The 15,486-nt window shown below is 37.6% G+C and carries 12 protein-coding genes; 10 read left to right on the forward strand and 2 right to left on the reverse strand.

All coding sequences use genetic code 11. From position 1 onward, the window contains the following. The first annotated feature begins 9 nt into the window (after positions 1-9). From CXF76_RS09400 to CXF76_RS09450, 10 genes are all read left to right on the forward strand, one after another. Entirely contained in the window at positions 10-2,031 is a 2,022-nt protein-coding gene (locus CXF76_RS09400; protein ID WP_198551854.1) for a type VI secretion system Vgr family protein, read from the forward strand. Between the two features lie 17 nt (positions 2,032-2,048). Then, positions 2,049-2,465: a hypothetical protein gene (locus CXF76_RS09405; RefSeq protein ID WP_007584469.1), complete on the forward strand. Its 417-nt coding sequence runs from the start codon at positions 2,049-2,051 to the stop codon at positions 2,463-2,465. Between the two features lie 4 nt (positions 2,466-2,469). Beyond that, complete coding sequence (locus CXF76_RS09410) at positions 2,470-3,630, forward strand: hypothetical protein (RefSeq protein WP_101163517.1); 1,161 nt, start codon at positions 2,470-2,472, stop codon at positions 3,628-3,630. After that, positions 3,620-4,651 (forward strand): DUF2169 family type VI secretion system accessory protein, encoded by a 1,032-nt coding sequence (locus tag CXF76_RS09415; RefSeq protein ID WP_101163518.1) that lies wholly within the window; start codon positions 3,620-3,622, stop codon positions 4,649-4,651. Before CXF76_RS09410 ends, CXF76_RS09415 begins: the two co-directional genes overlap by 11 nt. Further along, positions 4,641-5,540, forward strand: a complete 900-nt coding sequence (locus CXF76_RS09420; protein ID WP_101163519.1) for a hypothetical protein — start codon at positions 4,641-4,643, stop codon at positions 5,538-5,540. Before CXF76_RS09415 ends, CXF76_RS09420 begins: the two co-directional genes overlap by 11 nt. Next, a complete protein-coding gene (locus CXF76_RS09425) occupies positions 5,537-6,655 on the forward strand; it encodes a DUF4150 domain-containing protein (protein WP_232785111.1) in 1,119 nt (372 codons plus the stop codon). The genes CXF76_RS09420 and CXF76_RS09425 overlap by 4 nt, the downstream gene beginning before the upstream one ends. Position 6,656: 1 nt before the next feature. Next, a complete protein-coding gene (locus CXF76_RS09430; RefSeq protein ID WP_101163520.1) occupies positions 6,657-9,707 on the forward strand; it encodes a hypothetical protein in 3,051 nt (1,016 codons plus the stop codon). Further along, positions 9,700-10,767, forward strand: a complete 1,068-nt coding sequence (locus tag CXF76_RS09435; RefSeq protein ID WP_101163521.1) for a hypothetical protein — start codon at positions 9,700-9,702, stop codon at positions 10,765-10,767. Before CXF76_RS09430 ends, CXF76_RS09435 begins: the two co-directional genes overlap by 8 nt. A gap of 178 nt (positions 10,768-10,945) precedes the next feature. After that, positions 10,946-11,920 (forward strand): transposase, encoded by a 975-nt coding sequence (locus CXF76_RS09440; RefSeq protein ID WP_024592004.1) that lies wholly within the window; start codon positions 10,946-10,948, stop codon positions 11,918-11,920. Positions 11,921-12,777: 857 nt separating this feature from the next. Then, the gene (locus CXF76_RS09450; protein WP_024592003.1) at positions 12,778-13,284 is read left to right on the forward strand and encodes a DUF6795 domain-containing protein; all 507 of its coding nucleotides are present in this window, start codon (positions 12,778-12,780) and stop codon (positions 13,282-13,284) included. 60 nt (positions 13,285-13,344) lie between these two features. Here the strand turns inward: CXF76_RS09450 and CXF76_RS09455 are convergent, their stop codons facing one another. Beyond that, positions 13,345-14,430, reverse strand: coding sequence for a rhomboid family intramembrane serine protease (locus tag CXF76_RS09455; protein ID WP_101163522.1), 1,086 nt, complete (start codon positions 14,428-14,430; stop codon positions 13,345-13,347). Then, positions 14,420-15,061 carry a hypothetical protein gene (locus CXF76_RS09460; protein ID WP_101163523.1) on the reverse strand — a complete coding sequence of 214 codons (642 nt, stop codon included), beginning with the start codon at positions 15,059-15,061 and terminating at the stop codon, positions 14,420-14,422. Before CXF76_RS09460 ends, CXF76_RS09455 begins: the two co-directional genes overlap by 11 nt. Between the last annotated feature and the right edge of the window lie 425 nt (positions 15,062-15,486).

Here is a 15,486-nt window from a genome sequence, read left to right on the forward strand (position 1 = left end):
ATGGGATTCATGGACATATTTAACGAGCTCAAGGCCAATAAGAGTCACTTTAGTGTTGCTATACAGGGCATGCCTGACGGAATGGTCTATGTAACTGACTTTGAGTCTAGGGACGATCGTTTATGTGAAGACTATGAATTTAAAATCCAAGTATTGAGCCCTGAACATTTAACATCTGAAATACTAATAGGCAAAGATGTATCGTTATCACTAGTGTGGTCAATGTTAGATCGTACTATTTCAGGGTTAATTAGTGGTTTTATAGCGCATGGTCAAAGTCATCAGGGGTATCACTATACTTTGATCATGAGTTCTCATTTAACATTACTTAAGCATCAGCATTCTAACCGTGTATTTACTGCTATGGATGCAGGTAAAATTATTTCGAGTGTGTTTGAAAAAGCAGGTTTCCCTGCGCAAAAGTTAAATGTACAAGCAAGCTCAACCATGCTCGATATGACCGTGCAATACAACGAAACTGATTACGAATTTGTAACACGCTTAATGCGTAAGCACGGTTTTGTGTACAGCTTTGTAGAGCAAACTAGTGGTGAATGTACATTGTATATTTGCAATGATTCTAATGGTATAGCGCAAGAGTTTGATGAAATAAACCTAAGCTATGTACCGCCATCTGGGCAAGTAAGAACGAGTGAGTCAATTTTTGCTATAAGCAGGCAGGCCCAATTATTTCCGCAAAGTACACACTTAGATGATTACAACTACCAAGCTCCGGGTAATTTGCAAGTTTCAAAAAATAACAGTGCGTCAGTTATTGGTTTTGGTGAAGATAGTCATTACGGTGATAATTACGGGCAATCAAACGAAGGGCAAGACTTAGCAACTATCAGACAGCAAGCGTTTGATTGCCAACGTGAGCAAATAATAATAGACACAGACTGCAGGGCGCTTCGCCCTGGTATGCGTTTAAATATTTATGACCACCCAGAGCATGATGGTCAGTATTTAGTGACGCGTGTAGAGCACAAAGGTAGCCAAAGTGCCTCGGTTGAATACGGCTCTAATGTAAAGGGCTTAACGTATAAAAACCAAGCTTATTTAATTAGTGTTAACCAGCCTTATAAAGCCCCATTACGCCCAGCGAGACGTGTGTTTGCAACGTTTAATGCATTAATTGAGCAAGAAATTGATGACAAAGGTAACTACGTAGTAAAACTACCGTTTAATCAAGATGGAGAAGGCCAAGAAAGCCGTCCTACACGTTTAATGCAACCTTACGGTGGCAGCGGGCACGGTATGCATTTTCCACTAACTCAAGGTACAGAAGTGCTCGTTTGTGGTGAAAATGGTGATTTAGATAGGCCTATAATTTTAGGCGCGCTTTATAATGAAAATGCACCAAATCCTGTTACAAGCGAAAACCCAACTGAAAACAAATTAGTAACTAAAGCTGGGCACAGCTTTGTAATGGATGACAAAAAAGGCGAAGAGAAGATAAGCCTTGCCAATAAAAACAATAAAAACCAATTAATACTCGATGCAACAAATGGTGCGCACCAGGCAATGTTAAAGTCTGTTGATGGTGATGTTAAAATTTCAGCGAAAGAAAACCTACAGTTTGTTGCCGAGAACGACGCAAATTTTACAGTCGCTAATAATTTTACAACCCGAGTAGAAAACAATCTGCAAATTCAAACCCGCGAGGGAGATATTACAGTTACCTCGGCTGCGGATTTAACTCTAAACTCAGCCTCAAATAGTCGTATTCAAGCGACTGACGGTAACTTAGAGCTCACAGCAACTGATGAGCTTAAAATGCAAGCACGACAAGATATTAGCGTTTACTCGGTAGACGGCAACCTTGAGCTACAAGCACCTCAAGGTGATTTAGAATTAAACAGTGGTAAAAATATTACTATAAAAGCAAGTGGACAGGGGGCAATTCAGTTAAGCCAAGGTGGCGCAAGTATAGAAATTGATGCTGCGGGTAACCTTACAATTGACGCCACTAATATAACGTTAAGTGCCACTAATATAGCAATTAAAGGCAGTGCAATTAGTAATAACTAAGTTAAAGGAGTAATTTAATGAACGCTAAAGTTAAAAGTATATTTAATCACGATCAGCAACTTGCACCTGTAAGTAAAGTCGATGAATTTGGCCGAGTTAAAGGTGTTACAGTAAATAACGACGAACAGAGTGTTGTAGCACAAGCGGCGCATATAACACCATGCCAAGTGGGCGACACAGTACTACTTACCCACACTGCACAAGGCTTTATAGTAACAGGGCTACTTGCAAATGAAGATCAAGCGCCCGCTGCACTCATTAAAAATAGCCAAGGCCATATAACTATTGAAGCACAGCAAAGTATTAGCCTCCAAACCGCTAAAGGGACGATAGAAGTATTTGCTGATGGCACCATAGTGCTCGAAGGGCGAGATATAACAGCCAATAGCGAGCAAGATCTTACCTTGGCTGGCTGGCCAATTAGGCTTAATTAATACTATGTTTGCTCAAGTCGCTAAGGTTAAGCAGCATCAGCAGCGCTTAACTACTTTATTAAAACACAAACAAAAGCTGCAAGCGCAAGGTGTTTACCCGCTTGCTCGACTCAATGTAATTGAAAGCCAATTACTAAATCATTTATACACACTCAGCGATTTAAAAAGTGATGCACCCACAGATTACTTTGCAGGTAAAAATTTAACACAAGTAAGCCATTTAGCGCTTGATAAATTTATTACCCTTGCGTTAGAAAGCCCAGAGCACCACAGTATCTACGCGCTATTGCTACAAAGTCTTAATTTAAAAAGTGAACTTAACAGCGGCGAAACTTTTTTAGCTTTAAAGTCGAACAAACATTTAAGTTATTACAGTGTATTACAGCACTTACTTGATTATTGGCAGTTAGATGATAATAAAGCACTGCGCAATAGTGTACTCAACGAAAAAGAAGAGCTTGATAGTAACGCGATTACTTTACTTTTTTCACAGCACTTGAGTGAAACAGAGCTAAATAGTGCCATGCTACATGCTAACTTTGATATTGCTTATGCAGCACTCGTGAATGCCTATTGTAATAAAGCAAGTAACGTATCGGACATGCTGTTTAAAGTATTTGCCAAAACAAATGATGACGACAAAAAAGCAAAATTACTTGCCCTAGCAGGGCTTACTAACGATCCGCGCTGGGATGAACCTTGCCTACTTTTTTGTAAAGCTAACCCCGGGCTTTGCCAACATGTACTAAGCCACTTTGTATATAAGCGCGCATTGCCTTTATTTATAAATTTAATGGCGCATGGGGTAACTCAAAAACCAGCTTACGCAGCATGGCTAATTATTACTAACAGAGCGCTTGCTCAAGCAAACAAAGTAACTGTAGTAGAATCAAATAACGAAAAAAACGTACACAGCGGCATAAACCTTGACGATGCAGAGCATGCAAGGCAAGCGTTTGCACTTGTCCCAGGGGATCAATTATTAAACGGCATTAGCTTTGTGTGCAGTAATGCAAAACAAAAATTAAAAATACTTGCAGGTGAAGTTGTGCAACGTGTTGTAGCACCACATTATCCTCTGCAAAAGGCCTGTGGTTTGTACCATGTATTACTGAGCGCCAAACAATGGCAAAGTGTGATAGCGGAGAGCCCAAGTGCTGAATAATTTTTCTCCTTGGCAGGCTAGTTTTTTTGATGGTTGGTTGAGTGACCGTACGCTGGCTAAAGTTGTCCTTGTAAAACAAAGCTTTGAATTTGACGAAAAAGGCAATGTAACACCAAACGAGCCAGGACCCGATATTGTTGTAGCCGATGACTACGATGGCGACCCCGCATATACACCACTTAGAGAAGTAAACGAACAAGTCGCCTTTAAGCATGGATTTGAAGTGTATGGCGACTTTACAGCTTACCCGCCTAAAGCCAAACAAGCGCGAGTAATTGAAGTAGAGCTTGGCCTTCATGATAAAGCGCAGCCACTATTTAAAAAACGTTTACGTGTAACTGGCGCACGCTTTTGGAAGCGCTCTTTACTTGGGCCTGTTGCAACTGATCCGAATATTATTGAGCCTACACCCATTAATTACAGCAATGCTTTTGGTGGAAAAGATCTTAACGATGAGTCTAATTATCTGCTTGAAAATCCGATAGGGAGAGGATTTAAGCTTAAAAACAAACAAGCAAAAGGGCAGCAATTACCTTGCATTGAATACGCAAACCAACTACTTCGTAAACCGAGCCATACTACCCCAGTTGCAAGCTTTTCAGCTATACCATCACATTGGTCACCGCGTATAGAGCTTATGCCCGACATTGATAAAAAAGCACTTATGGCAGGCAATTATCCTTTTAAAACAGTGCTTGATGAACATTTTAACAATATGGCACCTTTAGATCAGCGAGTAAAAAAAGAGTTTACACAAGGGTGGGCGTTTTCACTTTCAGGGTTATACCCGTTACAAGAATATGGGCAGCACCAACGAGTTGAACTTCCATTTGAAGAGCCTATTGTTCAGCTAGTTAACACATTAAACAGACATACAATTAACTTGCGCTGCGATACGTTGGTTATTGATTCTGACGCGCAAAGTTTTTCTTTGTTATGGCGCGGTTATATTGACGCAATACACGTAGGCGCAAATAGCCAGTTAGTCGTGGCAAAAAGGGAAGCTAACAATGAAGTTTGATGTACTTTGCCATATAAATGCTACAGGGTGTACACCAAGCAGCCTATATACAGCTGTTGCAAACCAAATGTTGTTTTCTAAACCGAGTAAAGCATTAATACGGTGTGATATAAGCTTAGATGCCCCCTACATAATGGTAGAAATAGAAGAGCTTGCTCAGCTTGATAGGCAAACCAAGTGCTTATTGTTATTAAGCCAGCTGCTCGAAAATATTGATATTACAACCCTTAGAAAAACATCCCGTATAAGTCAAATAGTGTTTGTATTACCACAGGATGAGTTAAACAACCCGGTAATAAGTAACGATACCCTCAGTGAGCTTTTAGCTGAGGTGATTTCGCAGCAAGTCCCTGATTTTGAACAAACTACAACGCTTGATTTAAAAAGCATAGCGCCCGATACACTTATAATTGCACTCGACTCTTGCGTTAGCTACCAATACGTAAGCCATCAAGCAAAAAATAACGTGGTGCAAGTGTTAAACGGCCCGCCAGGCATTATTAATGGTGAAGGTGGATGTGTATTACTTACCCATTTACAAGGCACCCTTAGTGCACACCTTTATAATGGTGAATTAAACGAACAGCTCAACCAAGCTGAGGCTTGTGTTAATGATACTTACCTATTTGCAGGAAAGGAGTCGTTAGCATGGCAAAAAAAATGGTTTGCTAATACACAAGCATTGTATAGCCCAGAAGACGAATTAATAGAGCTCGCCAACTTAAATAATACTATTGGCCATCAAGGCGTTGCAAACGACTTTGCTGGCTTAGTGCTTGCAAATAGCTATTTAAATAACCCACTAAATGAAGGGTTACAGCATGTGTTTTTATTATTTAATTCACCTAACGAGCAATTAATAAAAATTTCAAGGAGTGAAAATTCATGACATACATTAATGCAGCCGCAGGTAAACAAACAGGCAGTGTTCAGTACGACATCGACGCGCTAACCGCCGATGTGCGCTCAGGTGGATCGTTAACATGGCGACACAACAACCCAACACTATTAGGGCTTAATAATAGTGCTCGAAGTAACGGCGCATTAGGTAAAGCCAGCAATGTCGCTATTTTTGAAGACCGAGCCAGTGGAGATGCGGCATTTTTAGCTGAAATAGGCCGCCCCAAATACCGTGAAAAAACACTCGGTGAAATGGTAAGCACCTTTATACCTGACTACATAATTCCTCCACCTCAATGGGATGATGAAAAAAACGAACCTATTTTGCCGTGGAATGAGTCTCAAACCAATATGGATGTTAATAAACCTATCACTAATGCCCAAGCATTTTTAGATTTAGTGTCGAGTCATTTAGGGTGGGAAGCCGGCAGTCAAGAGCTATTAACTAAAGATACGCAATCGCAAGCAGCGCAAGTAGCCACAGTATCAGGGCAAAATGTATTGATTAATGGCCGCACTGCAGTGCACCAAAGTAGCGGCGGCAAGCTAAGCACTATTGATATATGTTTAACGACGGTTGGCCCAAGTGTTATCCCAATACCTTATCCAAATATGGCGGCAGCTAGTGATGTAGCAAGTGTTGCCGGGTCAGTAAAAATTAACGGAAATGGCGCGGCTAACATCAAAAGTAACTTTTCAAAGAGTAAAGGCGACAAGCCGGGTAACAAAAAAGGCATAATAAGCGGTACAAACGATGGAAAAGCCGAATTTATTATGGGCTCATTTAACGTACTTATTGAAGGTAAACCCGCTGTTCGCCAAGGTGACTTAATGATTTCAAACTCAAAAAACACCCCGCCTATGCCGCTAGCGCAATCAGGTGGCGCATCACCTAGGGGGTTAAGTGTTGAAATGAGGGATAGTTTAGAGAATGTTGAAACAACCCATAGAGCGAGTGTCCTGGTAACAGGGGTCGATAGTAATGATGCAACGTTAGGTTTAGTAAAGGCTTCGCAGGGAGCTGCAGAGCAAAAAATTCCTTTAGCTGATAAGCAACATATAAGTGGTAATAAAGCATCTCTTAATTTTACGGTAGGTGGTTAAAATGGGGCTAGTTAAATTAGATTCTGAGATTAAAGGTGAATGTGGAAATATTAATATTCCTTTTGGTTATGCCGATGTTTTTTCTCTTGATAGTCAGCCTAATGATGATAACAAATCTTTGTATATTTCAGTAAAGCCAAAAGTTTTTACTGAAGCTTCATTAGATAAAAATAAAACAAAATCTGCACAATTTCAGGTTTTGGGGAATGACGAAAAACCTGTCAGTAATTTAAATGGTTTTTATTATATTTTTGTAAATGGCTATTTATGGCGTGAAATCGCAGCTGTTGATAACGGTTGTTTATCTGAGGTTGATTTGGCAAATGAATTTGGCAAAAACGAACGTTCATATTCAGGTTTAGTCACTCAAACTATCTTACTGCCTAAGAAAATAAACGGCTTAAATTGTGAGCCTGGCTCACTCTCCGAACCCACAGTACAGGTTGCTTTTTCCATCGCACAATGGTCATGGCAGTATATTGTGAGCCTCGGCGGACTTTACAAAGATGATCCACGACAAAAAAGTGTTAACGCTAAAGCACCTACGTATGTTGAAGACCAAGGGTTAGCTGATTCATTGCGAAACGCTCGCTGCCAACAGATTAATTTAGCCGCAGCAGAGAGTGAAGGCCAAATTACAATCCATGACCCAGGTGGGATTGCGCTTTCTTTATTAAATAAATGCCAAATGATTTTCTTGCAATTACAGATTGAGAATAAAAAGCTAACAGATAAAAAGCACTATGATTCTGGTGTTCTTGCGTATCAAGCAATGTTAAATAATGACTTGCATGAAAAAGTGATGCGCGATCATTATATATTTCCACATCGAACTTCTATGACCCCTATAAAAACTAAAAAAGAGGGGTATGCGGACTTAAGTTCTGGTGCAAAGTTTTTACGTAGTGGAGCAAAACACTTAGATAAAGATTATTTAGAAAGCTACCTTTCAAGTGACAAATTAGAACAACTACTTAAAGAGTTACCTATTGCACAAAAAGAGTTTATTGATTTTCTACAAGACTTAAATAACGATTCGGCTTTAACGTCTAAGCAAAGTGATTATATTGGTTTAGCTCCAGTAATGAATGACTGGGTAGCTCTTGAAAATGTAGACTACTTATTTGGCTTTAACTTTATCACTAATGTATTAAATATATTGAGTATGGACGATGTTTCAACTGGTGTATTTAGGCCTTGGAAAGAAAAGTTACCCGCTGAAAACGAGCGTAAAAATAATATAAATAAAGCCACAAGCGCAATTGAAAGCTTTTTAAAAAACACGTTTGAGAAAGGCAACTGGCTATCTGAGTGTTTTATGATCCCTGAAGGACATTTTGATATAAGTATCCCCGGTAGTGTTGTTTTAAAAACCTTACCAAAAGAAAAGAATAACGGTGAAGCTAAATTTAGATTTGAAGAGTTTAAGCGCATTCATGAAAAGTTGATCGAAGAAAAGCAAGAGCAAGAACCGCTGCTTGCAAATAAAGGTTTCAAAGAGTTTTTTGGTAAAGCTAAAGATGCGGTGGGCTATTTAACTGCCGCCTGGGGGCGAGTTGCGAGTCAATATCAAAATGGAGTTTTAAAACCGCATACGGTAAAAATTAGAAATTTGATGGTCTCTTATAATAAAGCGCTTGGAATTAGTGACTTTGCAGATATACATATTAAACAGGCTGGAGCTGCATTAGGCGATAACCCATCAGTAATTGGCATTACCAATTATAAACGCACGCAAAACAATAGGCAGCAAAGGCGTGCAATGCTACGTGAAAGTGTGAAAAATCCGCCACCCAATGCAGTAACTATCTACGATAGTAAAGAAAATGTAATTGCCTCTGAAGACCCTAAATCATTTGGAAGCAATAAAGGCTATTTTAATCCAGAGAATTGGACTGATTATAATGACTTAATCGGTAGATATGATTCGATCGAGGGTGAGTTAGTAGTAGTACCTAAAGCGCATCGGTATGCAAAAGCATATGATAATCCTGACTTTAAGCTAGGTGCTGTTGATACAGTCAAACTAAAAGGTGTGAGAGTTTTAGAGCATAACTTACCAATGGTGATGCTAGCGTTTGAGATGTTTAATGCTAACGAGATGATTAAAAGGTTTAAGGCAGGGGATAAAGTTACAAGTAAAGTTAAATTAGAAGTTATTAATCTAGTTTATAGTTTAGCTACTTTATCTCTTGAAGTAGCTTCTTTTAGGCTTGCATCAATAAATAATTTATTAAAACTATCTGTTAGGGTGTTTAGTCGAACTGTGCTGCTTTCCAGGCTATTGGGTTCAATAGGGTTAGTAATTACAGTTTTTCTATGTGGGTTAGACACATATACATCAGTCAAAAAGAACGATTTGGACGCTGCATTTTTTCATGTTTTGAGTGGTGTTGTAGCCGTCTCAGGTTTTATTTATCTAGGAGCAGCATTGTTAACCACACCTTTAGGTTGGGCAATAATCGCTATCGGTCTGCTCATTGCAATCATAGCTATTTTGGTAACGGATAATGAATTAGAAACTTGGACTAAAAATGGTCCCTTTGCTAAAGATATTGATGACCGCTGTACTGGTAGTTATAATAAATGGCGCACTCAACCAAAAGAGTGTTATGCCGCATTGGTAGGCACATTGATGAACCCAAATGTTACATTAGGGTTCAAAAAGCTAACTAGTTCCCATTGCCAATTAACCATTGATATAGACACACCAAACTTTGCGTTAGGGCAATCAGAGGTGTTTGTTCAAGTTTACCAAATTGAAGATGAGGGCATTTTGCATTTTGAAAATGAATTTCGTCACGACCATAAAAATTGGCAAATAATCCAAAAAGAAAATACTGAATCAGGGGTTATAAATGGGTTTCAATATATTGTCCCGATTTTATCGATGTGGCCATTAAACTTTGACGTTGATTGGCAAGTAAAAGTGCAGTATCGGTTAGATAAAAATGTGACCTTGCCTTATGTGGACATTGACGAGCGCAGTGACTGGAAAACCGGCGAAATACCAGATAAAGCATGGATAATAAAGGAAATAAAATATGCTTGAAGAGTATGCTGAAACTGTTTACAGAGGCAAGCAAGATACAAAGTATAGAGATGGAATAGCGACTGATGAGCGTGACTCTATGTATTGCCGTTACCAAAGTAAGCAAGCGTTATTTCCTAGAGGTGATGTGTTTGGGCACTGCTTTGATAACTCTCAAAGATTAGAATATAAATTGAATATAAGTGGTGCAGCAAACCAGCATCGAAGTATTCTTAGTCAAAATGAGAGCCGATTGGAATTACCTTTGGCTTCTAACCCTGTAAGTCTCATAGACACTTTAACTTTCGCTTGGGGGATATTCCACATATCAATACTGTTTCTTTTGCTAGCTTTTCCTATTACTAGTTTTTTGCTTGGAGATATTGCTGAAGCATTTGATAGTTACACTGTGTTGTTATCTGTTTGGTGTTTTTCAAAAATTTCAAACTGGGTAATATGGCCATATTTTAGATCTAATTTTAAATTAGCAGTTATTTTCGAACGTAAAACAGGTGTAGTTAAAGTACCCAAAAGCGATGCAAAGAGCTTTGCTTATTTAAGCTTTGAAGAATTTAATGCTCATTACAAAGCTACACATAATCCCAAAAGTGGATTTCCACATAGAGGGCTTACGCTTCTTCATTATAAAGAAGATCAGCGTTATGATGTTGCTTACAACAATGAGATAGCTTGCAGTTTTCAACATTGGGAATTATTACAAAACTTTATGGATGTTACTCAGCCATTAGCAGACATCCCACAATTTGAATATTACCGAGAGTTTGATAAAACCACTGCTGAATTTGATAAAGCCAATGGTCGCCCTAAGTACTTTTGGTATCGCGTTGATAAGTCATTTTTAAAGAAAATGAATCAAGCTGATGATGAGCTTAGAAAAGAATTTAATGATGAAGAGCAGCTTGATAACTTATTGGCGGGAAAACCTATTAAAAAGCTAACACCGCCAGATATTTTTAAATTTCCATGGAAATACACAGATAACATTAAGCCCGAGAGTGAAATTAAGTTTGGGAAAACCTTGTGGCAAAAATTCACTTCATTTTTGATGGTTGATTTGTAAACTGTGGAAAACATATTAAAAACAGCTTTCTATTTTCCATGAAGAACCAGGATTTCAAATCGGTTAACTAACAGTAGTTCTTTAACAATCATAAATAAACTAGACATCCATCCTAAATTTGCGCTTTTTTAATTTAGTGACTAAATTTTAGCAAGTACAATAAATAGGCAGGTGGCTTGTGGCTATTGCAAGAAAGCGTCAAGTAAGTTTGGTTGATACGAAATATTATCATTGTACTTCACGGTGTGTTCGACGTGCCTTTCTGTGTGGTGAAGACCACTTTACAGGTAAGTCTTACGAACATCGACGAGGCTGGGTTGAAGATAAGCTACTTGAATTAGCGAAGGTATTTTGTATTGATGTGTGTGCTTATGCCGTAATGAGTAATCATACACATTTAGTACTGTATGTTGATGATAAAAAAGCCAATAGACTGAATGACAAAGCCATTGTTATTCGTTGGCATAAGCTTTGTAAAGGTACATTGATTACACAAAAATACATCCAGGGCGAAAAGCTAAGCAAAATAGAACTCATATTTTTTAATCAAACAGTACAGCAATACCGAGAAAGGCTATCCTGCATAAGTTGGTTTATGCGGTTGTTAAATGAAAGCATTGCTCGCAGAGCAAATAAAGAAGATAACTACACAGGTAGATTTTGGGAAGGACGTTTTACGTCACAAGCATTACTAGATGAAGCAGCCCTTGTTGCCTGCATGGCGTATGTAGATTTAAACCCCATCAGAGCAAAAATGGGAAATACACCAGAAGAATCTGACCATACCAGCGTTCAAAAGCGACTAACATACGCAAAAGAGGGTAAACAACCAAAAAAACTGCTCCGCTTTGCAGGCATGTCACGTCAAATCATGCCAAAAGGACTCCCGTTTGAGCTTAAATCGTACCTTGAACTTGTTGAATTAACAGGACGTTGTATACGAGAAGATAAGCGAGGGTATATTGAAAGTACACATTTGCCTTTACTAGAAAGAGTGAATATATCGCCAGAAAACTGGTTAAAACTCACAACCCAATTTACACGTGTATTTCATGGTGCAGTTGGGAGACCATCCTCACAAGCCGGTTACTGTGAAAATTTAAACAGAAAACGGCGAGCGAACATCAGTAACTGTGAAAAACTACTCGCATAAACTTAAACTGCTCAGTCAAACTATTTAGTAATAAATCACAACTGCATCATGCAGTTATTTTCGTGCATGTAATTTAGGTTTAACAGCGGTAATGTTTTATTTAATGAATTAAATAAAAGAAATAGATAAGGAAAGGTAAGTTTTTAACCTAAAAAGTAGATTTTATGGCACAGTTTAGCTTGCACAATTAGAGTGGCTGTCTAGTTTAATTTTTCGACCTAATAAATTTTGGAGCGACTTTTCACTTGCTCAACAAGCCGAAATTTGGCAAACGTTTAATAAAGAGGCTGCTCATTTTAATTGGCTCAGAGCGACACCTAACGAAGAAATAATTAAGCCTTGGCTGCATTTTAAAGGTGCGCCTGAGCGTATCGAAAAACTAACCTGGAAATACAAAGCAAAGCGTTTAGCGCTACAGCTGTTTATGGGAATACCTTAAGTGTTTATAAAAGCCGCTTTATAACTTAAAGGAAGTTTGAGCTTGAGCTATACATAGTTTGAGTTTGTTAAAGGAGTATATGCTTAATTATAAGTACTTAGGCGGCTCGCAGTCTAAAAAATAATCTTCAATTAATTCTACGAAGAATGTTAAACGGTTTGTGTATTTTAGTTAATTGACAATATGACATCTTATATTTATTACTTCTATTACTTCTATTACTTCTAATACTTTAAGGCCAGCTTACCTCGCTTATAGCAATGTATAAATATTTAGACTTTATTATTGTAGTTATTTTTAATATCGCCAGTAAATCAGCTAAATCTATATAGGCATAATCCTAAGAATAGCGATTTAAAATATGTTACAAGTTGGCTTTTGTTGTTAGGCTAAAAATACAAATACAAGAGGGATTTTTATGATCAAGACAAGAACAGCAGGCGTGACGTTAACACTTATTCTATTTTTATTAATACCAATGCAAGGATATGCAGATATGTTTGGCTTTTTTAACAAGCAAGACGTTACGTTGTCGTTGTCTATTAAAGGCAGATTATTAAGCAATGGTGAGCCTCAACAAGGCGTTACAGTGACAAGAGAGCTAATTTATGGCGATACTTATGTTGATGAAGCTATAAGTGACAGTAATGGTTACTTCTATTTTAATAATAAAAAAATACGCAGTTCAAAGCCTTCAAACATGTTTTTTAATAGCTCTTTAATGCAAAGTATTCATATAAAAAATAAAAATACTGATGATTCAGTTTTATGGGTTCTAAATACTCTTTTTACAGAGCATCAAGGCTTATTTGCTGATAACTTAAGTAATTTAGAGTGCGAGCTTACTGAAGAGCCAATAACATACGATATACCGATTAAAAACACAGGACATTTTTTTACCGTATATACTCGCTGTAAGTTATAAGTTTATGTAGTGAGATTTAATAAAGTCACCAATTTATTATTGATGACTTTATTAAATTAATTAACGTTTAAGTTGCGCTTCTTTTTGATTTAGCAGACGAATAATAGGGTTTTGCTCTAATATTTTACTTTTTAAAATATAACCAATAATTAATCCAGCTATAAAGCCACCAATATGCGCGCCATAATCAATGCCATCGGGGCCTGTTACTGCACCAAAAATGTTAAATCCTAACCAAATAGCGAAGAACCATACCGCAGAAAGTTTCTTCTGATAAATTATAAACATAAAAGTAAGGCTTGCGTGTCTGAACCACATTAAATACATGCCAAATAAACCGGCTATAGCGCCACTTGCACCTACGCCTGGAATTGTAGACATTGGGCTTACAATGTAGCTTGCAAACGATGCGAGTAGTCCACAGGCTAAATACCATAACAAAAAGCGTTTATGGCCTAAAACATCTTCTAGGTTATCGCCAACTATATATAAAAAGTACATATTGCCGACTAAATGCATTATAGAGCCATGTAAAAATACGCAAGTTAATACAGTCCATAGCTCATTACCTTTGCTTAAATCTGCAGGTGTCATGGCAAAGTTATCAATGACATAGCTGAATGAGCTCGGGTTTAAAAAATAAAGTGCAAAAATCAATGTATTTAAAACAATAAGACCGCGAGTTACCCAAGGAGTCTTTTGTGGCTTAATATTATATTCAATAGGCATTTGCGTTAAAAATTGAAACAAGTAGGTTTTCCAACTCACTTTTTGATTTAGCTCGCCTAAACTCACTTTTATTTCAGGGCTTTTTTCAACACTTTCAAGTTCGTCTTTATCAATCCAGGTGCCATCGCAGTGTCTACAAACATCAATTTCGGTATGAAAAGCTTCCAGTAAGTGAAAACGTTCTAAACTTTTTTTACAATCAGGGCAGTCAAGCTCAGAAACGCCTAATGGCTCACCAAAGTGAGTTTCAAATTTATCACCTTCTGGGCCGTCATTTATCTCGGAAATCATGCGATTCACTTCATTTTTTTCGAACCATAAGCCACCACATTCACGGCAAATATCTATTTCTTCACCCTGATAATTGGTTACTTCTAGTGGATGATCTTTACAATGTGGACAGCTTTTAGTTGGCATTTGTAAGTTCCTTTAACGAACCAACAGAAATATCATTCTGCTGTAATTCCATTTTTAATTGTTTAGCGCTATTTTTTAATGCAGGGAGTGTTTGAGTTTTAATTAAATTAGTAATCTCTTTTAATTCTTCAGCTGCTTGTCTAGCGGAAATCCTTTTATTAGCTACAGCGTCTATTAAAAATTTAGCTCTTGAGTAAAATCGACGTATTTGCGTTAGTAATTCACTTGGGGTTTCGAGTGTAGTTGGAGAGTACTGCATCGTTTGCCAAATGTACTTTTCGAGTGTTGGTTTAAAATACTCAATTTCTTTTATTGATGGGCTTTTTGCAAGTAAATTAGCATACTCTTCCATACTGTTTGCATTATCAGCAACTTCGTCAAATAAGGAGGTGCGCAAATAGTAGTTATCTTCCATTTTGCTAAATGAATCAAACTTAAGCGCTTGCTCTAAGCCGCTTTGAGCCGCCAAATAAACACCAAAGACAGTAGAAATAACCATAAAAAATTGATTTAACCAAAAGCCAGTGCTTTTCAGTTCTTTATGATTAGCTGTTTTAAGGGCTTGCGAAAATTTTTGAGTAACTATAGGTGGTTTTTTATTGTTTTCTGGGATGTGACTAGTTGGTTCCAACAGCTCGTTCCTTGAATAATTGCTTCCTTTTTAGGCGTACAAGAATACTTAAAAATTAACCAGTTAGCAATGTAGCCACTCGTATTGAATATACTTTTAATGTATTTACCTATATCTACAAGTAGTCACTTAAGTATGGCTTAGCTTAAATACTTAATAAAGAGGGTATTTAAGCTAAAGCTATTTTAAACTGTCTAATTAAATCATCTAGCGAAGCAGTTAAACGCGAGTTCATGGCTCAATATGCATGACTCTATATTAATGAATAGAGAGTTTTTGTAGTGCCTGAGGCTATTTTGTTAGCAAAGTAACGTATTACCAATAAACGGACTAAAAAAACCTTCTTTAATAACTCAATAATGAGGCGTAGTTAGCCTTTATATTTAAGGCGTTGTTGGCCCAACTCCTAAGAGGGGTATTTATTT

The organism is Pseudoalteromonas sp. 78C3 (genome assembly GCF_002836695.1).
GTDB lineage: Bacteria > Pseudomonadota > Gammaproteobacteria > Enterobacterales > Alteromonadaceae > Pseudoalteromonas > Pseudoalteromonas arctica.

Bases quoted from the DNA above. Each gene is read 5' to 3' on its own strand.
- CXF76_RS09420 (WP_101163519.1), top strand. From the start codon at position 4,641: ATGAAGTTTGATGTACTTTGCCATATAAATGCTACAGGGTGTACACCA.
- CXF76_RS09455 (WP_101163522.1), bottom strand. From the start codon at position 14,430: ATGCCAACTAAAAGCTGTCCACATTGTAAAGATCATCCACTAGAAGTA.
- CXF76_RS09410 (WP_101163517.1), top strand. From the start codon at position 2,470: ATGTTTGCTCAAGTCGCTAAGGTTAAGCAGCATCAGCAGCGCTTAACT.
- CXF76_RS09425 (WP_232785111.1), top strand. From the start codon at position 5,537: ATGACATACATTAATGCAGCCGCAGGTAAACAAACAGGCAGTGTTCAG.
- CXF76_RS09450 (WP_024592003.1), top strand. From the start codon at position 12,778: ATGATCAAGACAAGAACAGCAGGCGTGACGTTAACACTTATTCTATTT.
- CXF76_RS09400 (WP_198551854.1), top strand. From the start codon at position 10: ATGGACATATTTAACGAGCTCAAGGCCAATAAGAGTCACTTTAGTGTT.
- CXF76_RS09435 (WP_101163521.1), top strand. From the start codon at position 9,700: ATGCTTGAAGAGTATGCTGAAACTGTTTACAGAGGCAAGCAAGATACA.
- CXF76_RS09430 (WP_101163520.1), top strand. From the start codon at position 6,657: ATGGGGCTAGTTAAATTAGATTCTGAGATTAAAGGTGAATGTGGAAAT.
- CXF76_RS09405 (WP_007584469.1), top strand. From the start codon at position 2,049: ATGAACGCTAAAGTTAAAAGTATATTTAATCACGATCAGCAACTTGCA.